Raw genomic sequence first — 22,480 nt, 5'->3', positions numbered from 1 at the left:
TCAATGAGTACAATAGTCGCAAGCTTTTAAACGAAATCATGGCTAACCGGATGCACATCGGGTAATCTTCGCGCTTCGCGCAGCGCTGGTGGAGAAAAGCATGAACGATGAATTAAAAAACAAAAGCGGCAAAGTCAAAGTGATGTATGTCCGTAGTGATGATGACTCTGATAAACGCACCCATAACCCGCGTACCGGGAAAGGGGGAGGCCGCCCAGCAAAGTCTCGCACTGACGGTGGACGTCGCCCCGCCCGTGATGAGCGAAATAATCAGAGCCGTGACCGTAAACATGAAACTTCGCCGTGGCGCACCGTGTCCCGCGCGCCAGGCGATGAAACGCCTGAGAAAGTCGATCATGGTGGTATTAGCGGTAAAAGTTTTATCGACCCTGAAGTTTTGCGTCGCCAGCGTGCGGAAGAGACGCGCGTCTACGGTGAAAACGCCTGCCAGGCGTTATTTCAGAGCCGCCCGGATGCTATCGTTCGCGCCTGGTTTATCCAAAGCGTGACCCCGCGCTTTAAAGAAGCCCTGCGCTGGATGGCGGCGAATCGTAAAGCCTACCATGTGGTGGATGAAGCCGAACTGGCAAAAGCTTCCGGGACTGAGCACCACGGCGGCGTGTGTTTCCTGATTAAAAAGCGTAACGGTACGACCGTTAAGCAATGGGTAAAGCAGGCGGCGGATCAAGACTGCGTGCTGGCGTTGGAAGATGTCGCTAACCCGCATAATCTGGGCGGCATGATGCGTAGCTGCGCGCACTTCGGCGTGAAGGGCGTGGTGGTACAGGATGCGGCGTTGCTGGAGTCCGGCGCGGCGATTCGTACTGCGGAAGGCGGGGCGGAGCATGTCCAGCCGATCACTGGTGAAAGCATTGTTGACGTACTGGATGATTTTCGTCAGGCGGGGTACACCGTGGTGACGACGTCCAGCGATCGCGGTCAGGCGCTCTTTAGTACGACCCTGCCGGAAAAGATGGTGCTGGTCTTAGGCCGTGAATATGACTACCTGCCGGAAGCGGCGCGCGAACCCGACGATCTGTGCGTGAAAATTAACGGCACCGGGAACGTGGAAAGCCTGAATGTGTCGGTTGCGACAGGCGTACTGCTCGCCGAGTGGTGGCGACAGAATAAAGCGTAAGGGCTGCAGCCCGGTGATGCAACGCGCGCCGGGCCAATGATGTACTTCCTACCGCCCGGTCAGACAAGGCGCTTTCGCGCCGTTATGCGGGCGATAAAACGGCGAGTCGCCAACGTTATTCACTCTCAGCCGGTAATACTGGCGTCCAGTCGATAGTTTTCTCGCCGTGTTGTTCCAGCCATTGGTTCGTTAGCGCAAAATGGTTACAGCCAAAAAATCCGCGGTGCGCAGAGAGTGGCGAGGGATGCGGAGCTTTCAGAATATGGTGGCGCTGTGGATCAATAATCGCGCCTTTTTTCTGGGCGTGCGAGCCCCACAGCAAGAAGACGACCCCTTCGCGGTGTTGGTTAATCAGGCTTATCACTTTATCCGTAAAGGTTTCCCACCCCAGGCTGGCATGAGAGTGCGCCTGGCCTGCCCGTACCGTGAGCACCGTATTCAGTAACAGTACGCCCTGGCGCGCCCAGCTTTCCAGATAACCGTGCGCGGGGCGAACAAAGCCGGGAATGGAGGCTTCCAGCTCTTTGTACATATTCACTAATGACGGCGGGGGAGCGATCCCAGGGCGCACGGAAAACGCCAGACCATGTGCCTGGCCGGGGCCGTGGTAAGGATCTTGTCCCAGGATCACCACCTTAACGTCGCCCAGTTCCGTGAAGCGAAAGGCGTTAAACACATCTTTTTGCGGCGGGTAGACCGTGATACCCGACTGACGCTCGCCAGCAACAGTGTGAAGCGTATTGATAAAGTAAGGTTGCTGTTTCTCATCAGCCAGCACATCGTGCCAGGTTAACTCAGTCGCCATCTCGCTCTCCTGCGAATTTCCAGTTCCCTTAGCTTAACTGCTTCTTTCTGCAGTGCAAAATCCTGCGTGCTACAAAAACGGTTACCTACAAAAGATAGTTGAAAATTTATGTAAAAAGTTTATAGGTCTGAATGGTGTAAGTTGATGTAAAACAATAAATTCCCTTCATCACCCTTTTTATGGTGTGGTTTTTATTGATTTAAATCAAAGAATGAAGGGTGATCGAAGGGTATATATACACTCAAGCAACAATGGTTTTACCAATTGGCCGGGATTAGGCCGACCGAAATCAAATAATTTTGCCTGGGGAGGCATCACATGATTACAGGTATCCAGATTACTAAAGCCGCTAACGACGACCTGCTGAATTCCTTCTGGCTGCTGGACAGCGAAAAAGGCGAAGCGCGCTGCATCGTTGCAAAACCCGGCTTTGCTGAAGATGAAGTTGTGGCTGTCAGCAAACTGGGCGAGATTGAATACCGTGAAATTCCGATGGAAGTTAAACCGGAAGTACGCGTTGAAGGCGGTCAGCATCTGAACGTTAACGTTCTGCGTCGTGAAACTCTGGAAGACGCGGTTAAGCATCCGGAAAAATACCCGCAGCTGACTATTCGTGTTTCTGGTTATGCGGTGCGTTTTAACTCCCTGACGCCGGAACAGCAGCGCGACGTTATCGCTCGTACCTTTACCGAAAGCCTGTAAGGCTTATCCGGTAATAACAAGCGGAAGAGGCCGGGCCTTTTCCGCTTTTGTTTTATTTGGGTCAGTAAAAAATCCGCACCGCGCAGTACACCAGCAGTAACGCCAGAATGATATTTAACTGGCGACCATAATGGCGAAACGCCCGCTGAAACAGATGTCCCGCCAGCGCCCAGCACACATTACCGAACGTGCCGATCAATGCCAGCAATATACTGACGCCGATGACCCAGTTCAGCGCCTGCGTTTGCGGTAAAACAAATGTAGACAGAGCGGTAATGCCGTACAGAATAATTTTGACGTTCACAAACTGCAGGCCAAAGCTTACCCAAAAGCCAACCGGTTTTGGTCTGACATTCTCATCCGCCGCTGGACTGGTAGCAATTTTCCACGCCAGCCACAGGATATACGCAGCCCCCACCCAACTGAGTAAATGAATGATTGCCGGATCGATAACCGCAAGGGAAAACGCGATCCCGGCGCACAGCAGCATGACGACCAAAAATCCCAGACTCATACCTGCCAGTACACGAATACTCTGCCGAAAACCATGTGCAGTTGCTGCGCTAAGCGCGAGAATATTGTTTGGGCCGGGGGTAAGGGCGGTGATTAATGTATAAGTCCAGAAAGCGCTTAAAAGCATCGGTGTCACTTGTCATCTCCTCTGTTTTAGCAGACAGTACCCGATATGAAATATTTAAAAAAATGAATGTTTTTTAATTCTGAATTCGAGATTTTCGATAGGTTGGTGGTTATGGATCTGCGTCGGTTTATTACGCTGAAAACGGTAGTGGAAGAGGGCTCGTTTCTGCGGGCTTCGCAAAAGCTGTGCTGCACTCAGTCGACGGTAACTTTTCATATTCAACAGCTTGAACGTGAGTTTTCCCTGCAACTGTTCGAGAAAATAGGGCGCCGAATGTGTCTGACCACTGAGGGGAAAAAGCTGATGCCGCATATCCATGAACTGACGCGTGTGATGGAGTCGATTCGTGAAGCCGCAAGACAGGATGCGGAACCCGGCGGAGAGCTGCGCGTGGCGACAGGTGAAACCTTACTGGCGTACAAAATGCCGCAGGTTTTACAACGTTTTAAGCTGCGAGCGCCGAATGTCAGATTGTCGCTACAGTCGCTGAATTGCTATGTGATACGTGATGCGTTGCTGAATGACGAGGTCGATCTGGGCGTTTTTTATCGCGTAGGTAATGATGACGCGCTCACGATGCAGCAACTGGGGGAGCAGTCGCTGGCGCTGGTGGCCTCTCCACTGCTACAGGATGCTGATTTTACGCAGCCAGATCAGCATATCCCCTGCAGCTTCATCATCAATGAACCGCAATGTGTCTTCCGCCAGCTATTTGAAAGTACGCTACGGCAGAGGCGGATTACGCTGGAAAACACCATTGAACTGTGGAGTATTGAAAGTATTAAACAGTGTGTGGCTGCTAACCTGGGCATCAGCTTTTTACCACGTTTTACCGTTGAACGAGAACTTAGTACCGGTCAGTTGAAAGAGCTGCCGTTTGGCGCGCCGTCGCTATCGATCATGGCGCTGTGCGCCCATCATGCCGGGAAAGCGGTCAGCCCGGCAATGCAGATATTTATACAGTGTATGGAGGCGTGTTTTACCGTGGAAGATAAAAAAATGCCGGGTTAACGAACCCGGCATTATCATCACTCTTCGCTGGATTGCTCCTGCATTTTTGTACCGCTTGGCTTGCGGCGCTTACCGATATTTTTTGTATCGCGGTGACGTTTCTTCACGCGCGGCTTCTCTTTTTCTTTCTCTTTTTTCTTCTCGGCGCGTTTCGCCAGCACTTTTTTCGACGGTTTGCCGGTCAGCTTTTCGCTTGGCGCACGCGTGGTCGGGCGAAGCTCATCAATGACGCGCGCTTTTAGCGGCTCTTCGATGTAGCGACCGATTTTCAGCAGCAACAGATGGTCGTGGGCTTCTACCAGCGAGATTGCAGTGCCTTTGCGACCCGCACGGCCTGTACGACCAATGCGATGCAGATAGGTATCGCCACTGCGCGGCATGTCGAAGTTAATGACGTGGCTGACGTCAGGAATATCAATCCCGCGTGCCGCGACGTCGGTCGCGACCAGCACGTTAACGCGACCGTCGGTGAGACGCTTAATACCTTCGTTACGTTTGATCTGCGCCATCTCACCTTCAAGATAGCAATTGTTGATCCCTGCCAGACGCAGCGTTTCGGCCAGTTCATGGACGCGTTCACGTTTACGTACAAACACGATAGAACGGGTTGCATCGTCTTGTTTTAGCAGGTGCTTCAACAGCGCAACTTTATGTTCGAAATTGTCGGCACGGTAGTACCACTGGTGAATTTTCTTACGCTCGCGGGTTGACGGATTGGCGGAAACCTCAACCGGGTCTTCCAGCAGGCGCTCGGCAAAATCTTTAATCGCATCGCCTTCCAGCGTGGCGGAGAACAGCATCGTCTGTTTACGCCAGCGGGTCTCACCAGCGATATGTTCAATGTCCTGAGCGAAGCCCATGTCGAGCATCCGGTCAGCTTCGTCAAGGATCAGTGTTTCAACCGCCCGGCAGTCAAAGTTCTCTTCTTTTATATATTGCAGCAGACGGCCCGTCGTGGCGACCACGATATCCTGGTTTTCGCTAAACACTTCAGCATGGTTCATATAGGCCACGCCGCCGGTAATCGTGGCGATATCCAGATGAGTATGCTTAGCCAGTTCACGAGCGTGATCGGCAACCTGCATTGCCAGTTCGCGGGTTGGCGTCAGGATCAGAATGCGCGGCGGCCCCGATTTTTTACGCGGAAAGTCGAGCAGGTGCTGCAACGCCGGCAGCAGATATGCCGCCGTTTTACCGGTGCCTGTCGGCGCAGAACCGAGTACATCACGGCCATCGAGCGCAGGCGGAATGGCGGCAGCCTGAATGGCGGTCGGGCGAGTGAAACCTTTATCCTGGAGGGCATCCAGCAGGCTTTCGTCGAGTTCAAGTTCGGAAAAAGTCGTTACAGTCATGTTCTACCTCTGTGTGGGGCGCTGATTATAGACGTTACGGCCGCAATCTTCATCTGTTTGTATGGATATCCCTTCTCAGGTATTGTTTTCACCCGGCGCTGTCGCCGTTTTTTGCAAGGTTGTTTTTACATGTCTCAGTCTGGCTTCGCTCTTCGTCGTAACGGATTTACGTTTAAACAGTTTTTTGTCGCACACGATCGGTGTGCGATGAAAGTGGGAACTGACGGTATTTTACTCGGGGCGTGGGCGCCGGTCGCGGATGTAAAGCGAATTCTGGATATCGGTACTGGAAGCGGTCTGCTGGCGTTAATGCTGGCGCAGCGGACGGATGACAATGTGCCTATTGACGCCGTGGAACTGGATGCCGGGGCTGCCATGCAAGCGCAGGAAAACGTTGCTCACTCTCCCTGGCCGCATCGAATAACGGTGCATACTGACGATATTCAGCGTTGGGCGCCTCGCCAGACGGTACGCTTTGATCTTATTATCAGCAACCCGCCTTATTACGAACCCGGAGTGGAATGCGCCACGCCGCAGCGGGAGCAGGCGCGTTACACCGCTACGCTGGATCACCAGACGTTATTGGCTATTGCGGCGGATTGTATTACCGAAGATGGCTTTTTTTGCGTAGTCTTGCCGGAACAAATAGGTAACGCTTTTACGCAGCAAGCGCTCAACATGGGATGGCATTTGCGGCTACGTACTGACGTTGCGGAAAACGAAGCGCGCTTGCCGCACCGGGTTTTGCTCGCATTCTCCCCGCAAGCCGGGGAGTGCTTTAGCGACAGATTAGTAATTCGCGGGTCAGACCAGCATTATTCTGAAAGTTATACGGCGCTGACCCAGGCATTTTATCTATTTATGTGAGGCGTTAACGGCGAAAGGAGCGATGGGCCTGATTCAGCCAGTTGTTGCGGATAATCCAGCGTAAAGTGCAGCCCCCGACTCTCTTTACGCATCATCGCACAACGCACAATCAGTTCGGCCACTTGCACCAGATTGCGCAGCTCCAGTAAATTATTCGAGACGCGAAAGTTGGCGTAATATTCGTCAATCTCTTGTTGCAACATGGTAATACGCCGTAGGGCGCGCTCCAGCCGTTTCGTCGTGCGCACAATGCCCACATAGTCCCACATCAGCAGGCGCAGTTCATGCCAGTTATGCTGAATCACCACCCGCTCATCGGCGTTCTCCACGCGGCTTTCATCCCAGGCGGGAAGGACGTCAACGCTGTGGACAGAAGGCATTCGCCTGTCGATATCTATTGCCGCGGACCAGCCGTACACTAAGCATTCCAGCAACGAGTTGGACGCCATACGGTTAGCGCCGTGCAGGCCGGTGTAACTGACTTCGCCAATGGCATATAAGCCGTCTACATCGGTACGACCATAATCATCGACGACCACGCCGCCGCAGGTATAGTGCGCGGCAGGAACAACGGGAATCGGTTCTTTGGTTAAATCCATCCCCAAATCGAGCAGTTTCGCATAGATCATCGGGAAGTGCTGGCGGATAAAATCGTCAGGCTTGTGGCTGATATCGAGAAACATACAGTCTGCGCCGAGTCGTTTCATCTCATGATCAATAGCGCGGGCGACAATATCGCGCGGCGCCAGTTCCCCGCGTTCGTCAACGTCCGGCATAAACCGTGAACCGTCCGGACGTTTAAGGTATGCGCCTTCGCCGCGCAGCGCTTCGGTAAGGAGAAAATTACGCGCCTGCGGGTGATAAAGGGCGGTGGGATGAAACTGGTTAAATTCCAGATTAGCGACCCGACAGCCTGCGCGCCAGGCCATCGCGATACCGTCGCCGGAGGAAATATCCGGGTTAGTGGTATATTGATAAACCTTTGAGGCGCCGCCGGTCGCCAGCACCACCGACTTCGCATGACAGGTTTCAACCCATTCTTTATTGCGATTCCAGATCCAGGCGCCGACGACCCGGCGAGGCCCCGGCAGACCCATTTTATCGGAGATAATTAAATCAACGGCGTTGCTGCGCTCCAGCACCTGAATATTAGGATGATTTTGCGCCCGACTGACCAATGTGGTTTCGACTTCCTTTCCGGTAGCGTCGGCGGCATGAAGGATACGGCGATGACTATGGCCGCCTTCACGCGTGAGATGATAGCTCTCCTTGCCGTTTGGCTGGACATGCGTATCAAACAGCACGCCCTGATCGATAAGCCACTGCACGCAGGTACGGGCGTTGCTGGCGACAAACTCCACCGCGTGGCGATCACAAATTCCGGCGCCGGCAATCAGCGTATCTTCGACATGCGACGCAATACTGTCGGTTTCATCAAACACGGCGGCAATACCGCCCTGCGCATAAAACGTGGAGCCCTCGCTCACCGGCCCTTTACTCAGGACGATAACCTTATGTTTTTCAGCCAGACGCAGCGCCAGCGAGAGTCCGGCCGCGCCGCTGCCGATAATTAACACATCACAGGACAGTTCAGGAGTTGTCATCATGGTTCTTGTTTAATTTACTAAACATGGTTGCGGCAGATTAGCACTATATGGCGCTAAAAAGCACGTGATGATTTCGCTGGTGTTGTGCTTATTAAACATAAAATAAAAATACGGCGAGAGATAAACGGCAAAAAATATTTTATAGGGCAGGGTGTTAGCGTCGGATTTTGTAGTGAAATAAAGATGCTGTTAGGTTACTCTGCAAACGACGAAATGGGCATTTCTGTACAGATAGTGCGTTGTTCAGCATCTGTAGACTTATAATGGAAGATAAGACCTGTCTACAACATGACAAACAAAAACAAATGCGTAACGGAACTTTACGAAACATAGACACTCTAACCTGTTGCTTGCTCATAGTGCGGCTTATGGAGTGGCGTTTCGAAAGCGCGTGGAAATTTGGTTTGGGGAGACATTACCTCGGATGAGCGAGCAGTTAACGGACCAGGTCCTGGTTGAACGGGTCCAGAAGGGAGATCAGAAAGCCTTTAACTTACTGGTAGTGCGCTACCAGCATAAAGTGGCGAGTCTGGTTTCCCGCTATGTGCCATCGGGCGACGTTCCCGATGTCGTACAGGAATCATTTATTAAGGCCTATCGCGCGCTGGATTCTTTCCGGGGGGATAGTGCTTTTTATACCTGGTTGTATCGTATTGCGGTCAATACTGCGAAGAACTACCTGGTTGCGCAGGGGCGTCGTCCGCCTTCCAGTGATGTAGACGCGATTGAAGCAGAAAACTTTGAAAGCGGCGGCGCGCTGAAAGAAATTTCGAACCCTGAGAACTTAATGTTGTCAGAAGAACTGAGACAGATAGTTTTCCGAACTATTGAGTCCCTCCCGGAAGATTTACGTATGGCAATCACCTTACGGGAGCTGGATGGCCTGAGCTATGAAGAGATAGCGGCTATCATGGATTGTCCGGTGGGGACGGTGCGTTCACGTATCTTCCGGGCGCGGGAAGCTATTGATAATAAAGTTCAACCGCTTATCAGGCGTTGACGATAGCGGGATACTGGAAAAGGTATTAGGCATGCAGAAAGAAAAACTTTCCGCTTTGATGGATGGCGAAACGTTGGATAGTGAGCTGCTCAAAGCGCTTACGCACGACCCGGAAATGCAGAAAACCTGGGAGAGTTATCACCTGATCCGCGATTCAATGCGGGGGGATACGCCTGACGTTCTCCATTTCGATATATCCGCTCGCGTGATGGCCGCTATTGAAAACGAGCCAGTACGTCAGGTGTCGCCATTAATCCCTGAGGCCCAACCCGCTCCGCAGCAATGGCAGAAAATGCCGTTCTGGAAAAAAGTGCGTCCGTGGGCGGCGCAGCTTACCCAAATGGGCGTGGCGGCGTGCGTTTCACTTGCAGTTATCGTCGGTGTCCAGCACTATAATGGGCAATCTGAAACATCCCAACAACCTGAAACGCCGGTTTTCAATACCCTGCCTATGATGGGGAAAGCCAGCCCGGTAAGTCTGGGAGTGCCTTCTGAAGCAGCGCCTGTCGGCAGTCAGCAACAGCAGGTACAGGAGCAGCGTCGTCGCATTAATGCCATGTTGCAGGACTATGAACTGCAGCGCCGACTGCACTCCGAACAGCTTCAGTTTGAGCAGGCGCAAACCCAGCAAGCCGCGGTACAGGTGCCAGGAATCCAAACTTTAGGAACGCAATCGCAGTAATGAAGCAACTTTGGTTTGCCATGTCCCTTGTGGCGGCTAGCCTGTTCTTCTCAGCAAACGCCTCGGCCGACCCTGCGTCCGGGGCGTTATTGCAGCAGATGAACATCGCCAGTCAGTCACTGAATTACGAGCTGTCATTCGTCAGCATCACGAAACAAGGCGTTGAATCTCTACGTTATCGACACGCACGCCTGGATGGTCGCCCGCTTGCGCAATTGCTACAGTTGGACGGTCCCCGCCGGGAGGTCGTACAGCGTGGTAATGAAATCAGTTATTTTGAACCGGGCCTTGAGCCGTTCACCCTGAACGGTGATTATATTGTCGATTCTCTGCCTTCCCTGATTTACACCGACTTTAAGCGCCTGGCGCCTTACTACGACTTTATTTCCGTCGGACGCACCCGTATCGCAGACAGATTGTGCGAAGTTATCCGCGTTGTGGCGCGCGATGGTACGCGTTACAGCTATATCGTCTGGATGGACATGGACACCAAACTGCCGATGCGCGTTGATCTGCTGGATCGCGATGGCGAGACGCTGGAGCAGTTCCGCGTTATTGCGTTCACGGTGAGTCAGGATATCGGCAGCAACATGCAGGCGCTGGCGAAGGCGAATCTGCCGCCGCTGCTTTCTGTTCCCGGTGGGGAAAAAACGAAATTTAACTGGAGTCCATCCTGGGTGCCGCAAGGCTTTAGCGAAGTTTCCAGCAGCCGTCGTCCGTTGCCGACGATGGATAACCTGCCTATCGAATCGCGGCTTTATTCTGACGGTCTGTTTAGCTTTTCCGTCAATGTGAACCGGGCGACGCAAAACAGCAGCGATCAGATGCTGCGCACCGGGCGCCGAACGGTTTATAGCAGCGTTCGCGACAACGCGGAAATCACCATTGTCGGCGAGCTTCCGCCGCAAACGGCGAAGCGCATTGCCGACAGTATCAAATTCAGGGCAGTACAATGATTAAAGAGTGGGCAACCGTTGTCTCCTGGCAGAATGGTCAGGCGGTGGTGAGCTGCGACGTTAAAGCGTCATGCAGTAGCTGCGCCTCCCGTGCGGGATGCGGCAGTCGCGTGCTGAATAAATTAGGGCCGCAAACCACGCATACCATTGTTGTGCCAAGCGCGGAGCCGCTGGCGCCGGGGCAGAAAGTCGAGTTGGGCATCGCCGAAAAAAGCCTTTTAGGTTCGGCGTTGCTGGTCTATATGTCGCCTTTAGCAGGGCTATTTCTTTGTGCGGCGCTTTTTCAGATGCTGTTTGGATCTGACCTTGCCGCATTAAGCGGGGCCGTGCTGGGCGGCGTGGGCGGTTTTCTGGTTGCCCGCGGCTATTCCCGAAAACTGGCGGAGCGTGACGCCTGGCAGCCGGTGATTTTAAACGTTGCCCTCCCGCCGGACCTTGTTCGCGTCGAAACTACCTCAATCGAAACGCGCCAGTAAACGTTTTGCCCAACGGTACACCTGCCGCGTTGGGTTGTTGTCCCGATAAGCATGCGCTTTTCCTGCGTTGCGGTGTTTTACAGGAAAAAAGCGAGGCGTTTTCCAGTTCCCGCTCTCCTTACACTATGAACATTTCCTCGCCTTAGCGTTGTAGTGTAGAATGCGGCGTTTCAGTTAAAACAGACGTTAAGCTCAGAACAGCGACCTCTAAAGTCTGGTCAACCAGGCGTAAGGCATAATAATTTATCTCTATGAAGAACATACGTAACTTTTCGATCATTGCTCACATTGACCACGGTAAATCGACGCTGTCTGACCGTATTATCCAAATCTGCGGTGGCCTGTCTGACCGTGAAATGGAAGCTCAGGTACTTGATTCGATGGATCTTGAGCGTGAGCGCGGTATTACTATTAAAGCCCAGAGTGTGACGCTGGATTTTAAAGCGTCTGATGGTGAAACTTATCAACTGAACTTTATCGACACGCCGGGACACGTTGACTTTTCCTATGAAGTTTCCCGTTCGTTAGCCGCCTGCGAGGGCGCGCTGCTGGTGGTGGATGCCGGCCAGGGCGTAGAAGCGCAAACGTTGGCGAACTGCTACACCGCGATGGAAATGGATCTTGAAGTGGTGCCGGTGCTTAACAAGATTGACCTGCCGGCCGCCGATCCGGAGCGTGTGGCGGAAGAAATCGAAGACATTGTCGGTATCGATGCGACGGACGCGGTACGCTGCTCCGCCAAAACGGGTGTCGGCGTGACGGATGTTCTGGAACGCCTGGTGCGCGATATCCCGCCGCCGCAAGGCGATCCGGACGGCCCGCTGCAGGCGCTGATTATTGACTCCTGGTTCGATAACTACCTGGGCGTGGTATCGCTGGTGCGTATTAAAAACGGCACCATGCGTAAAGGCGACAAAATTAAAGTGATGAGCACTGGGCAGACCTACAACGCTGACCGCCTGGGGATCTTCACGCCAAAACAGGTTGATCGTACCGAGCTGAAGTGCGGCGAAGTAGGCTGGCTGGTCTGCGCCATTAAAGATATCCTCGGCGCGCCGGTTGGCGATACCTTAACCTCAGCGCGTAACCCAGCGGAAAAAGCGTTGCCGGGCTTTAAAAAGGTGAAACCGCAGGTCTATGCAGGTCTGTTCCCGGTCAGCTCCGACGATTATGAAAGTTTCCGCGACGCGCTCGGCAAGCTGAGCCTGAACGATGCCTCACTGTTTTATGAACCGGAAAGCTCCTCGGCGCTGGGCTTTGGTTTCCGCTGCGGCTTCCTCGGCCTGTTGCACATGGAGATCATTCAGGAGCGTCTGGAACGCGAATACGATCTGGATCTGATCACCACTGCGCCGACCGTGGTTTATGAAGTAGAAACAACGGCGAAAGAGACTATCTATGTTGATAGCCCCTCCAAGCTGCCGCCGTTGAATAACATTTATGAACTGCGCGAGCCTATCGCCGAGTGTCATATGCTGTTACCACAAGCCTATTTAGGTAACGTTATTACGCTGTGTATTGAGAAACGCGGCGTACAAACTAACATGGTGTATCACGGTAACCAGGTCGCGTTGACCTATGAAATCCCGATGGCGGAAGTGGTGCTCGACTTCTTTGACCGTCTGAAATCAACGTCGCGCGGCTATGCGTCTCTGGATTATAACTTCAAGCGCTTCCAGGCTTCCGATATGGTGCGTGTTGATGTGTTAATCAACAACGAGCGTGTCGATGCGCTGGCGCTGATCACGCACCGTGATAACTCGCAAAGCCGTGGTCGCGAGCTGGTGGAGAAGATGAAAGATTTGATTCCACGCCAGCAGTTTGATATCGCGATTCAGGCGGCGATTGGTACGCATATTATTGCCCGTTCGACGGTAAAACAGTTACGTAAAAACGTGCTGGCGAAGTGCTACGGCGGTGATATCAGTCGTAAGAAAAAACTGCTGCAGAAACAGAAAGAAGGTAAGAAACGCATGAAGCAGATCGGTAACGTCGAGCTGCCTCAGGAGGCGTTCCTCGCCATTCTGCATGTCGGTAAAGACAATAAATAATCTCTAAGGAGTTGGCATGGCGAACATGTTTGCCCTGATTCTGGTGATAGCCACACTGGTGACGGGCATTTTATGGTGCGTTGATAAGTTTGTTTTCGCGCCAAAACGTCGGGCGCGCCAGGCTGCCGCGCAAACGGCGTCGGGAGATGCGCTGGATAACGCTACGCTCAATAAAGTGGCGCCTAAGCCGGGCTGGCTGGAGACCGGGGCGTCGGTTTTCCCGGTTCTGGCGATCGTTCTGATCGTTCGTTCATTTCTTTATGAACCCTTTCAGATCCCGTCAGGCTCAATGATGCCGACACTGCTTATCGGCGATTTTATTCTGGTGGAAAAATTTGCCTACGGCATTAAAGATCCGATCTACCAGAAAACCCTGATTGAAACCGGTCATCCAAAGCGCGGGGATATTGTGGTATTTAAATATCCGGAAGATCCTAAGTTAGATTACATCAAACGCGCAGTCGGTTTGCCGGGCGATAAAATCACTTATGATCCGGTTGCGAAAGAGGTGACGATTCAGCCTGGCTGTAGCTCCGGTCAGGCGTGCGAAAATGCGCTGCCGGTTACCTACTCTAACGTTGAGCCGAGCGATTTTGTACAGACCTTTGCCCGCCGTAACGGCGGAGAAGCGACCAGCGGTTTCTTTGAGGTTCCGCTAAACGAGACGAAAGAAAACGGCATTCGCCTGACCGAACGTAAAGAGACGTTAGGCGATGTGACGCACCGCATTCTGATGGTGCCGATAGCCCAGGATCAGTTGGGCATGTATTACCAACAGCCAGGACAACCGCTGGCGACCTGGGTTGTACCACCGGGACAATATTTCATGATGGGCGACAACCGCGATAACAGCGCGGATAGCCGTTACTGGGGATTTGTTCCGGAAGCGAATCTGGTCGGTAAAGCGGTCGCTATCTGGATGAGCTTTGACAAGCAGGAAGGGGAGTGGCCGACAGGCGTACGCCTGAGTCGTATCGGCGGTATTCACTAACTGTGATGAAATGATCGTTCACGCTGCCGTCTTTTTAGCGGCAGCGTGAATTATTTCCTGGATAAATTCCCTAAGACTAACGACATCCCCTGTCGTTGTGTATAGAATATTCCCCCGAAGTTTTAGGTTGGCGCCGTTTGGTCGCCACGGCACACGAAACAGCGTTGGTTATAGACAACCTTCTTTCCGCTGCAGCGATGCGGCAGGACAGATGACGTGTATCAGGTCTGTTTCGTGTGCTGGATTGTTGACGCATTCATTTATTGGTATCGCATGAACCCCATCGTAATTAATCGGCTTCAACGGAAGCTGGGCTACACTTTTAATCATCAGGAGCTGTTGCAGCAGGCATTAACTCACCGCAGCGCCAGCAGTAAACATAACGAACGCCTGGAATTTTTAGGCGATTCAATCCTGAGCTTCGTTATCGCTAACGCGCTTTATCACCGTTTTCCACGGGTGGATGAGGGAGATATGAGCCGTATGCGCGCCACGTTGGTACGTGGTAATACGCTGGCGGAATTAGCCCGTGAATTTGATTTAGGCGAGTGCCTGCGTTTAGGGCCGGGCGAATTAAAAAGCGGCGGATTCCGTCGAGAGTCCATTCTGGCGGACACCGTGGAAGCGTTAATCGGCGGAGTATTTCTCGATAGCAATATCCAGACCGTCGAGCAGTTAATCCTTAACTGGTATAAAACCCGTCTGGATGAGATAAGCCCGGGCGATAAACAAAAAGATCCTAAAACGCGCTTGCAGGAGTATTTGCAGGGTCGCCATCTGCCGCTGCCATCTTACCTGGTTGTGCAGGTACGCGGCGAGGCGCACGATCAGGAATTTACTATCCACTGCCAGGTCAGCGGCCTGAGCGAACCGGTGGTTGGCACGGGTTCCAGCCGTCGTAAGGCGGAGCAGGCTGCCGCCGAACAGGCGCTGAAAAAACTGGAGTTGGAATGAGCACTGACAAAACTTACTGCGGATTTATTGCCATCGTCGGACGTCCGAACGTTGGCAAATCCACCTTGCTGAACAAACTGCTTGGGCAGAAGATTTCGATCACTTCCCGTAAAGCGCAGACCACGCGCCACCGCATTGTCGGTATTCATACCGAAGGCCCGTATCAGGCAATTTATGTCGATACCCCGGGACTGCATATGGAAGAAAAGCGCGCCATTAACCGTTTGATGAATAAGGCGGCGAGCAGTTCGATTGGCGACGTTGAGCTGGTGATTTTCGTTGTGGAAGGCACCCGTTGGACGCCGGACGACGAAATGGTCCTGAACAAACTGCGCGATGGCAAAGCGCCGGTTATTCTCGCCGTTAACAAGGTGGATAACGTGCAGGAAAAAGCCGATTTGCTGCCGCACCTCCAGTTCCTGGCAAGCCAGATGAACTTTCTTGATATCGTACCCATCTCTGCTGAAACGGGTATGAACGTCGATACCATTGCCGGTATCGTGCGTAAACATTTACCGGAAGCGATTCATCACTTCCCGGAAGATTACATCACCGATCGCTCTCAGCGCTTTATGGCGTCTGAAATCATTCGTGAAAAGCTGATGCGTTTTCTCGGCGCCGAGCTGCCGTATTCCGTTACCGTTGAGATTGAACGTTTTGTTACCAACGAACGCGGCGGCTATGATATCAACGGGCTGATCCTCGTCGAGCGCGAAGGGCAGAAGAAGATGGTGATTGGCAACAAAGGCGCCAAAATCAAAACCATTGGTATTGAAGCGCGTAAAGACATGCAGGAGATGTTTGAGGCGCCGGTACACCTGGAACTGTGGGTGAAAGTGAAATCCGGCTGGGCCGATGACGAACGCGCTCTGCGCAGTCTCGGTTACGTAGACGATCTGTGAGTTAACACAGCGTGGAAGGGTGGCAGCGCGCATTTGTCCTGCACAGTCGCCCCTGGAGCGAAACCAGCCTGATGCTGGACGTCTTCACGGAAGAATCGGGGCGCGTGCGCCTTGTCGCCAAAGGCGCGCGATCTAAACGTTCCAATCTGAAAGGCGTGTTGCAGCCTTTTACGCCGTTATTGCTACGCTACAGCGGACGCGGCGAGGTGAAAACCCTGCGCAGTGCCGAGGCAGTTTCTTTGGCGCTGCCGTTAAGCGGTATTACGCTCTATAGCGGCCTGTACATCAACGAACTCCTCTCTCGCGTACTGGAATATGAAACGCGCTTCTCCGAACTCTTTTTTGATTATCTGAACTGTATTCAGGCGCTGGCGGGAACCACCGGCTCGCCTGAACCGGCGTTGCGACGTTTCGAACTGGCGTTGCTGGGTCATCTGGGGTATGGCGTCAATTTCACCCACTGTGCAGGCAGCGGCGAACGGGTGGATGACACCATGACCTACCGTTACCGCGAAGAAAAAGGCTTTTTCGCCAGCGTCGTCATCGATAACAACACCTTTACCGGACGGCACCTGAAAGCGTTGGAGGAGCGGGAATTTCCGGATGTAGATACCCTGCGTGCCGCTAAACGCTTTACCCGTATGGCATTAAAGCCGTATCTTGGGGGAAAACCGTTAAAAAGCCGGGAGCTGTTCCGGCAATTTATGCCCAAACGCACAGTAAAAATGAAGAAAGATTAACGAGGATTGTCATGGCTGAATTACTGTTAGGCGTCAATATTGACCACATTGCCACGTTACGTAATGCGCGCGGCACCGACTATCCGGATCCGGTACAGGCGGCGTTTATTGCTGAACAGGCAGGCGCGGACGGCATTACCGTACACCTGCGCGAAGATCGTCGCCACATTACCGATCGCGATGTGCGCATTCTGCGTCAGACGCTGCATACGCGTATGAATCTGGAGATGGCGGTGACCGAAGAGATGCTGGCGATCGCCGTAGAAACCAGGCCGCATTTCTGTTGTCTGGTGCCGGAAAAACGCCAGGAAGTCACCACCGAAGGCGGTCTGGATGTGGCCGGACAGCGCGATAAAATGCGTGATGCCTGTGCGCGCCTGGCGGCGGCTGGCATCCAGGTTTCGCTCTTTATCGATGCCGATGAAACGCAAATCAACGCGGCGGCGGAAGTCGGCGCGCCGTTTATCGAAATCCATACCGGCTGCTACGCCAACGCAGAAACCGATGCGGAACAGGCAAAAGAGCTGGCGCGTATCGCCAGCGCCGCGACCCTGGCGGCCCGTCTGGGGCTAAAAGTAAATGCGGGTCATGGTCTGACCTACCATAACGTCAAAGCTATTGCCGCACTGCCGGAAATGCACGAGCTCAATATCGGTCATGCCATTATTGGTCGGGCGGTGATGACGGGGCTGAAAGAGGCGGTGGCTGAAATGAAACGTTTGATGCTGGAAGCGCGCGGCTAATGGCGATTCTCGGCCTGGGAACGGATATTGTAGAGATTGCCCGCATTGAGGCAGTGATCTCCCGTTCCGGCGAACGTCTGGCAAGGCGTGTGCTCAGTGACAACGAGTGGGCTATCTGGGAGACGCATCAGCAGCCGGTGCGTTTTCTCGCCAAGCGTTTTGCGGTCAAAGAGGCGGCAGCGAAAGCTTTTGGCACCGGCATCCGCAACGGTCTGGCGTTCAATCAGTTCGAAGTGTTTAACGATGAGCTGGGAAAACCACGTTTGCGGCTGTGGGGCGAGGCGTTAACGCTGGCGGAAAAACTCGGTGTGGCGCATATGCATGTCACGTTGGCCGATGAACGCCATTACGCCTGCGCTACGGTCATTCTGGAAAGTTAGATTTGCCGGATGGCGGCGTAAACACGTTATCTGACCTACAGGCCGATATATTGTCGGCCTGATAAGCATAGCGCCATCAGACATTGTTGCGTTGGAAATGCGTTAACCCGCTTACAGTTTATCTGCGTGATGCATCAGAACAAACTTATCCCACAACTGTTCTTCGGTTTCGACATGGGCGGGATCCTGCAAAATCGTATTGGGGATCGGGCAGACTTTCTGACAGGTCGGCGTTTCGTAATGGCCTACACACTCGGTGCATTTGTCGCTGTTAATCTCATAAATGCTGTCGCCCATTGAAATCGCCTCATTCGGGCACTCCGGCTCGCACATATCGCAATTGATACATTTTTTGGTGATTAACAGCGCCATCAGGAAATTCTCAGAAACAACACAAATCGGGCGGGCATTATACGCCTATTTTCTGCTCGGGCCAGCTCTTTTCTGGCGCTGATTTGTTATCTACCGTGTAAAAATTTTTGATCTGCTTGAGCAGGCAGATGGTTGCGTTATCCAGTGAAAGGTCATTACTGTGCACCAGCATGACAGGAATAAAGAATGCGGGGATGCCCAGTGAAACCAGGCGAACATTTTTGGGTGTCGATAAATGGGTTAGCGAGCGGGTAATAAATGCGATGCCAATCTGCGCTTCGGCATACTCAAGGCATGAGTAGTGGTTATCCAGTTCGCAGATGACGTTAGGAACGACTTTGCGGTTATTAAATTCTGTGGTGATGATCCCTCTTAATAGCAGAGAGTCATTAAGCACGATAATGGGCTGGTCGTTTAAATCTTTTAAATGCAGACGTTCGCGTGTCGCCAGAGGATGAGAAAGTGGGATTGCAGCGATAATTTCATCTTCAAACAGCATGGTCGAGCTTAGCTGGGCAGGGAGCGCTGTTCGATAAACAATGCCAATATCAACGGCGCTATCCGTCAGCTTTTTAATGGTTTGCTCAGTTGAGAACTCTTTAACATTTAAAGATATTTCCGGATGGTGCGCCATAAAGTTGCGAAAAGCGGGCAGGACCAGGTAACTGCCTGACACCCCGATTGAAATAGTATCGCGCTGTTGGTCCTGATAGGGAAGAAGTTCATTTTCGGCATTTTTTAAATCCAGCATTATTTTGTTAGCGTGTCGTTGCAAAATAATGCCTGCTTTTGTTAATTTAATTCCTCTACCTTTTCGCTTAAATAATATTGTTTTAAGTGATGACTCAAGTTGTTTGATTTGCTGACTTAATGATGGCTGAGTGATAAACAGGCGACTGGCTGCCCGACCATAATGTAATTCATCACACAATATCAGGAAGGAGTGTAGTTGTTTGATATTCATTAAAATTTAATGCCAATCGATTGGGTTTTGTTATAACGATTATAAAAAATACCAAATTGTTTGCCTATTTTGCTTTTTTTAAACTGTGATCAGTGCATTTTAAAAAGGGAAAATTATGTCGGCATCAATCAACCGCTGGGGAATGCTTGCCGCTCACGTGTGCATCAATTTTGTGCTCGGGGGCGTCTACGCATTTAGCTATTTCAAAACACCACTCATGGCGCAATATCACTGGGATCCGGCTACGCTGGCGTTAGCATTCTCTATCAATATGGGGATCATTCCTTTACCGATGATTTGGGGCGGGAGAATGATCGACAATGGTAAAGGAAAGCAGGCGATAGTTATCGGTGGTATCCTGTTTTCTTTAGGTTTTATCTTGTCCGGGTTTGTGGATAATTTGCCCATGCTGTTTTTAACCTACGGCGTCATTGCCGGGTTGGGATCGGGCCTGGCTTTTACGGGTAATCTTAATAATATTCTGAAATTTTTCCCTGACCGTCGCGGTCTTGCCAGCGGTATCGTACTGGCGGGTGTTGGCGTCGGGACGCTACTTTGCACCCGCCTGGCCGAATATTTTATGGCGCAAACTCACGATGTTAGTCGGGCGTTGTTATATCTGGGTATTGTTTATCTGGTGGTTATTTTTATCGTCCAGTTCTTTATTCGTAGCGCGCCAGCAAAAGATAGCGGAGGAATTAAAGCGTCGCCACTGGATAAAGACTATCGGCACATGCTGAAAGATCTGCGCTTCTGGCTGCTGTTTATGATTCTGGCGCTGGGCGTGTTCTCTGGGATGGTAATTAGCTCAAGCTCTGCGCAAATTGGTATGACGCAGTACGGTTTACTGTCCGGTGCATTAGTCGTTAGCCTGGTCTCGATATTTAACTCGATCGGTCGCCTGTTCTGGGGAGGGTTAACCGATAAATTAGGCGGCTATAATACGCTGGTTATTGTTTACCTCTTTACCTGCTTGTGTATGCTGCTGTTATTTTTCTTCAATGGCAATACTTCGGTATTTTATTTCAGCGCTCTGGGCGTGGGCTTTGCTTATGCCGGTATATTAGTTATCTTCCCTGGTTTGACCAGCCAGAATTTTGGTATGCGTAACCAGGGGCTAAACTACGGCTTTATGTATTTTGGTTTTGCCGTCGGTGCGGTTATTGCTCCTTATGTAACGTCCGCTATTGCAAAATATACCGGAAGCTACAATACAGTATTTATTTTGACAACGGTGCTATTGCTTATTGGAGTCGTGTTGACCCTGATAACGAAAAAATATGTCGCAACGGTTTTAGCCAAAATTCATTAATCAGATAATAAGGAAATAAAAATGAAAATTGCAATCGCAGGTGCAGGCGCTATGGGGTGTCGTTTTGGCTATATGCTGCTGGAGGCCGGGCACGACGTGACGCTTATCGATAGCTGGCAGGAGCATGTCGACGCTATTCGTAGCAAGGGGTTGTTTGTCGAAACGGAAACGACTCAGAAGTATTACCCCATCCCTGCTATGTTGGCTGATGAATCCCAGGGGGAGTTTGAGCTGGTTATTCTGTTTACCAAAGCCATGCAGCTGGATAGCATGTTACTGCGTATTAAGCCGCTGCTGCCAGCCGCGAAGGTCGTGATGATTTTATCTAACGGCCTGGGAAATATTGAAACGCTGGAGAAATATGTCGATCGGCAGAAAATCTATGCGGGTGTGACGTTATGGTCCAGCGAACTGGAGGGGGCTGGGCATATTATGGCCACCGGTACCGGAACGATTGAACTGCAGCCGATTGCCAGCCAGGATTCGGCTCAAGAGGCTAAGGTCATTGCCACTCTTAATAGCGCGGGATTGAATGCTGAAATAAGCCCTGACGTATTATTATCGATCTGGAAGAAAGCAGCCTTTAATAGCGTAATGAACACCTATTGCGCGCTACTGGATTGTAATGTCGGCGGATTTGGTCAGCGGCCTGGTGCTTTAGATTTAGCGCAAGCGGTAGTTGATGAGTTTGTATTGGTTGCTGCCAGCCAGAATATTCCGTTGACTGAGCAAATGGTGATGAATACGGTGAAGAAAGTGTTCGATCCGCGTGAGAGCGGCCACCACTATCCTTCTATGCATCAGGATTTACATAAAGGCCGACTGACTGAAATCGACTATTTAAATGGTGCGATTGCGCGAATCGGCGCTCAGAACAATATTGCCGTACCGGTTAACACACTCCTGACGCAATTGATTCACGCGAAAGAAGCGCAATAAACTTGATGGCTCTTCTGCATGAGGCGGAAGAGCCATTTTCAAACCAGTTTTTTTACCAGCGCCTCGCTATGGCGAATACGCTCCGGCGCCCGCTCTAAATCCTGTTGTACCAGCGCCATAAACAGTAAGTCGGTCAACATCATTTGCGCATGTGTCGAGGAGATAGCGGCGCTGCGCGTCGCCTGCTCTTCGGCAATCGTATACAGACAGCGGGTGGCGCGCTGCTGCAAGGCGTTGGGAGAAAAACCGGTAATGGCCAGGATCTTCGCGCCTGCGCGTAATGTTTCGTCCGCCGCCAGGTTCAGCTCGCGCCGTTCCCCGGAATAAGAGATCGCCAGCAGCAGATCCTCCGGCGCCAGCGCCTGCACTGTTGCCAGCAGGGCGTGCATATCGCGCTCAACCACCGCGTTAATGCCAATCTTCAGTAGCTTCCAGGCAAAATTTTGCGCCACCAGCCCAGAGGCGCCAATCCCGGTGATCACAATACGGCGGGCGTGGCGCAGCATCGTGACGCTTTCTAACAGCTTTTCTTCACTGTTAACGTCCAGCGTGGCGTGCATCGCCGCCACATTCTCTTTAATTAATTTTTCCCCGACCAGGCGCATCGGATCGTCGCCGCGAATCTGGTTATGAACGGGAACGGAATGCGGATTAGGATTGCTGGCCAACGCTTCGCTGATAGCCAGTTTCAATGCAGGAAACCCTTTAAACCCCAGTTTTTGCGCGAATTTGACTACGCTGGATTGGCTGACGCCCGCTTCGGCCGCCAGTTGCTGCGAGCTCAGATGTCGCGCTGTATCCGGTTGCGCGAGCAGATAATCCGCCAGTTTCCTGTCGCTTTGCGCGAGATCCGGATAACGCTGGCGAATACGAATCAAACAGTTCATGGGCAGCTC

The 22,480-nt window shown here is 52.1% G+C and carries 25 protein-coding genes; 18 read left to right on the top strand and 7 right to left on the bottom strand.

The genetic code is table 11. The annotated features are described in order from the left end of the window. Positions 1–100 precede the first annotated feature (100 nt). The gene (locus tag N7E69_RS02420; RefSeq protein ID WP_000997368.1) at positions 101–1,138 is read left to right on the top strand and encodes a tRNA/rRNA methyltransferase; all 1,038 of its coding nucleotides are present in this window, start codon (positions 101–103) and stop codon (positions 1,136–1,138) included. 115 nt (positions 1,139–1,253) lie between these two features. On the opposite strand, the gene ung is transcribed toward N7E69_RS02420, so the two are convergent. Then, on the bottom strand, positions 1,254–1,943 hold the full coding sequence (gene ung / locus N7E69_RS02415) for a uracil-DNA glycosylase (RefSeq protein ID WP_000179978.1): 690 nt from the start codon (positions 1,941–1,943) through the stop codon (positions 1,254–1,256). Positions 1,944–2,261: 318 nt separating this feature from the next. Between ung and grcA the strand changes: the two genes are divergently transcribed. Then, a complete protein-coding gene (grcA, locus tag N7E69_RS02410) occupies positions 2,262–2,645 on the top strand; it encodes an autonomous glycyl radical cofactor GrcA (protein ID WP_000627809.1) in 384 nt (127 codons plus the stop codon). Positions 2,646–2,706: 61 nt separating this feature from the next. Here grcA and eamB read toward each other — a convergent pair whose 3' ends face one another. Further along, on the bottom strand, positions 2,707–3,294 hold the full coding sequence (gene eamB, locus N7E69_RS02405; protein WP_000188415.1) for a cysteine/O-acetylserine transporter: 588 nt from the start codon (positions 3,292–3,294) through the stop codon (positions 2,707–2,709). Between the two features lie 102 nt (positions 3,295–3,396). Between eamB and N7E69_RS02400 the strand changes: the two genes are divergently transcribed. Continuing rightward, a complete protein-coding gene (locus N7E69_RS02400; RefSeq protein WP_001675461.1) occupies positions 3,397–4,296 on the top strand; it encodes a LysR family transcriptional regulator in 900 nt (299 codons plus the stop codon). A 17-nt stretch (positions 4,297–4,313) separates the two neighbouring features. Here the strand turns inward: N7E69_RS02400 and srmB are convergent, their stop codons facing one another. After that, entirely contained in the window at positions 4,314–5,648 is a 1,335-nt protein-coding gene (gene srmB, locus N7E69_RS02395) for an ATP-dependent RNA helicase SrmB (protein WP_000219174.1), read from the bottom strand. A 129-nt stretch (positions 5,649–5,777) separates the two neighbouring features. Here srmB and trmN point away from each other — a divergent pair, with 129 nt between their 5' ends. Continuing rightward, complete coding sequence (gene trmN, locus N7E69_RS02390) at positions 5,778–6,515, top strand: tRNA(1)(Val) (adenine(37)-N(6))-methyltransferase TrmN (RefSeq protein WP_000083336.1); 738 nt, start codon at positions 5,778–5,780, stop codon at positions 6,513–6,515. On the opposite strand, the gene nadB is transcribed toward trmN, so the two are convergent. Continuing rightward, the gene (nadB, locus tag N7E69_RS02385) at positions 6,500–8,122 is read right to left on the bottom strand and encodes an L-aspartate oxidase (protein ID WP_000989179.1); all 1,623 of its coding nucleotides are present in this window, start codon (positions 8,120–8,122) and stop codon (positions 6,500–6,502) included. The two genes, trmN and nadB, sit on opposite strands and share 16 nt — an antisense overlap. A gap of 263 nt (positions 8,123–8,385) precedes the next feature. Here nadB and rseD point away from each other — a divergent pair, with 263 nt between their 5' ends. The 12 genes from rseD to acpS all read left to right on the top strand — a co-directional run bounded on the left by rseD (position 8,386) and on the right by acpS (position 17,997). Continuing rightward, positions 8,386–8,550, top strand: coding sequence for a rpoE leader peptide RseD (gene rseD / locus N7E69_RS02380; protein ID WP_014344135.1), 165 nt, complete (start codon positions 8,386–8,388; stop codon positions 8,548–8,550). Further along, a complete protein-coding gene (rpoE, locus tag N7E69_RS02375) occupies positions 8,547–9,122 on the top strand; it encodes an RNA polymerase sigma factor RpoE (RefSeq protein WP_000003307.1) in 576 nt (191 codons plus the stop codon). The genes rseD and rpoE overlap by 4 nt, the downstream gene beginning before the upstream one ends. Before the next feature lie 31 nt (positions 9,123–9,153). Then, positions 9,154–9,804: an anti-sigma-E factor RseA gene (rseA, locus tag N7E69_RS02370; RefSeq protein WP_001168374.1), complete on the top strand. Its 651-nt coding sequence runs from the start codon at positions 9,154–9,156 to the stop codon at positions 9,802–9,804. Continuing rightward, complete coding sequence (gene rseB / locus N7E69_RS02365; protein ID WP_000812017.1) at positions 9,804–10,760, top strand: sigma-E factor regulatory protein RseB; 957 nt, start codon at positions 9,804–9,806, stop codon at positions 10,758–10,760. The genes rseA and rseB overlap by 1 nt, the downstream gene beginning before the upstream one ends. Next, positions 10,757–11,236: a SoxR-reducing system protein RseC gene (gene rseC, locus N7E69_RS02360; RefSeq protein ID WP_000589087.1), complete on the top strand. Its 480-nt coding sequence runs from the start codon at positions 10,757–10,759 to the stop codon at positions 11,234–11,236. The genes rseB and rseC overlap by 4 nt, the downstream gene beginning before the upstream one ends. 251 nt (positions 11,237–11,487) lie before the next feature. Further along, positions 11,488–13,287 carry a translation elongation factor 4 gene (lepA, locus tag N7E69_RS02355; RefSeq protein WP_000790154.1) on the top strand — a complete coding sequence of 600 codons (1,800 nt, stop codon included), beginning with the start codon at positions 11,488–11,490 and terminating at the stop codon, positions 13,285–13,287. A 16-nt stretch (positions 13,288–13,303) separates the two neighbouring features. Next, positions 13,304–14,278 (top strand): signal peptidase I, encoded by a 975-nt coding sequence (gene lepB / locus N7E69_RS02350; RefSeq protein ID WP_000002559.1) that lies wholly within the window; start codon positions 13,304–13,306, stop codon positions 14,276–14,278. Positions 14,279–14,551: 273 nt separating this feature from the next. Continuing rightward, positions 14,552–15,232 carry a ribonuclease III gene (gene rnc, locus N7E69_RS02345; protein WP_001068341.1) on the top strand — a complete coding sequence of 227 codons (681 nt, stop codon included), beginning with the start codon at positions 14,552–14,554 and terminating at the stop codon, positions 15,230–15,232. Beyond that, positions 15,229–16,134 (top strand): GTPase Era, encoded by a 906-nt coding sequence (gene era / locus N7E69_RS02340; protein WP_000102230.1) that lies wholly within the window; start codon positions 15,229–15,231, stop codon positions 16,132–16,134. Before rnc ends, era begins: the two co-directional genes overlap by 4 nt. Positions 16,135–16,145: 11 nt before the next feature. Beyond that, positions 16,146–16,874: a DNA repair protein RecO gene (gene recO / locus N7E69_RS02335; protein ID WP_000399387.1), complete on the top strand. Its 729-nt coding sequence runs from the start codon at positions 16,146–16,148 to the stop codon at positions 16,872–16,874. A gap of 11 nt (positions 16,875–16,885) precedes the next feature. After that, entirely contained in the window at positions 16,886–17,617 is a 732-nt protein-coding gene (pdxJ, locus tag N7E69_RS02330; protein WP_000818972.1) for a pyridoxine 5'-phosphate synthase, read from the top strand. After that, positions 17,617–17,997: a holo-ACP synthase gene (acpS, locus tag N7E69_RS02325; RefSeq protein WP_000986043.1), complete on the top strand. Its 381-nt coding sequence runs from the start codon at positions 17,617–17,619 to the stop codon at positions 17,995–17,997. The genes pdxJ and acpS overlap by 1 nt, the downstream gene beginning before the upstream one ends. A 111-nt stretch (positions 17,998–18,108) precedes the next feature. Here the strand turns inward: acpS and N7E69_RS02320 are convergent, their stop codons facing one another. Beyond that, a complete protein-coding gene (locus N7E69_RS02320; RefSeq protein WP_001196291.1) occupies positions 18,109–18,369 on the bottom strand; it encodes a YfhL family 4Fe-4S dicluster ferredoxin in 261 nt (86 codons plus the stop codon). A gap of 37 nt (positions 18,370–18,406) precedes the next feature. After that, positions 18,407–19,333 carry a LysR family transcriptional regulator gene (locus N7E69_RS02315; protein ID WP_001022463.1) on the bottom strand — a complete coding sequence of 309 codons (927 nt, stop codon included), beginning with the start codon at positions 19,331–19,333 and terminating at the stop codon, positions 18,407–18,409. 115 nt (positions 19,334–19,448) lie between these two features. On the opposite strand from N7E69_RS02315, the gene N7E69_RS02310 reads away from it, so the two are divergent. Both N7E69_RS02310 and N7E69_RS02305 read left to right on the top strand, forming a co-directional pair. Next, on the top strand, positions 19,449–20,645 hold the full coding sequence (locus N7E69_RS02310) for an OFA family MFS transporter (RefSeq protein WP_001276364.1): 1,197 nt from the start codon (positions 19,449–19,451) through the stop codon (positions 20,643–20,645). A 21-nt stretch (positions 20,646–20,666) separates the two neighbouring features. Next, on the top strand, positions 20,667–21,584 hold the full coding sequence (locus N7E69_RS02305) for an oxidoreductase (RefSeq protein ID WP_000684029.1): 918 nt from the start codon (positions 20,667–20,669) through the stop codon (positions 21,582–21,584). Positions 21,585–21,622: 38 nt separating this feature from the next. On the opposite strand, the gene N7E69_RS02300 is transcribed toward N7E69_RS02305, so the two are convergent. Further along, positions 21,623–22,471 carry a MurR/RpiR family transcriptional regulator gene (locus N7E69_RS02300; RefSeq protein ID WP_000995694.1) on the bottom strand — a complete coding sequence of 283 codons (849 nt, stop codon included), beginning with the start codon at positions 22,469–22,471 and terminating at the stop codon, positions 21,623–21,625. Positions 22,472–22,480 lie beyond the last annotated feature (9 nt).

Source organism: Salmonella sp. 3C (assembly GCF_025426275.1).
GTDB classification, from domain to species: Bacteria; Pseudomonadota; Gammaproteobacteria; order Enterobacterales; family Enterobacteriaceae; genus Salmonella; species Salmonella enterica.
This window is presented reverse-complemented; position numbering and strand designations above follow the sequence as displayed.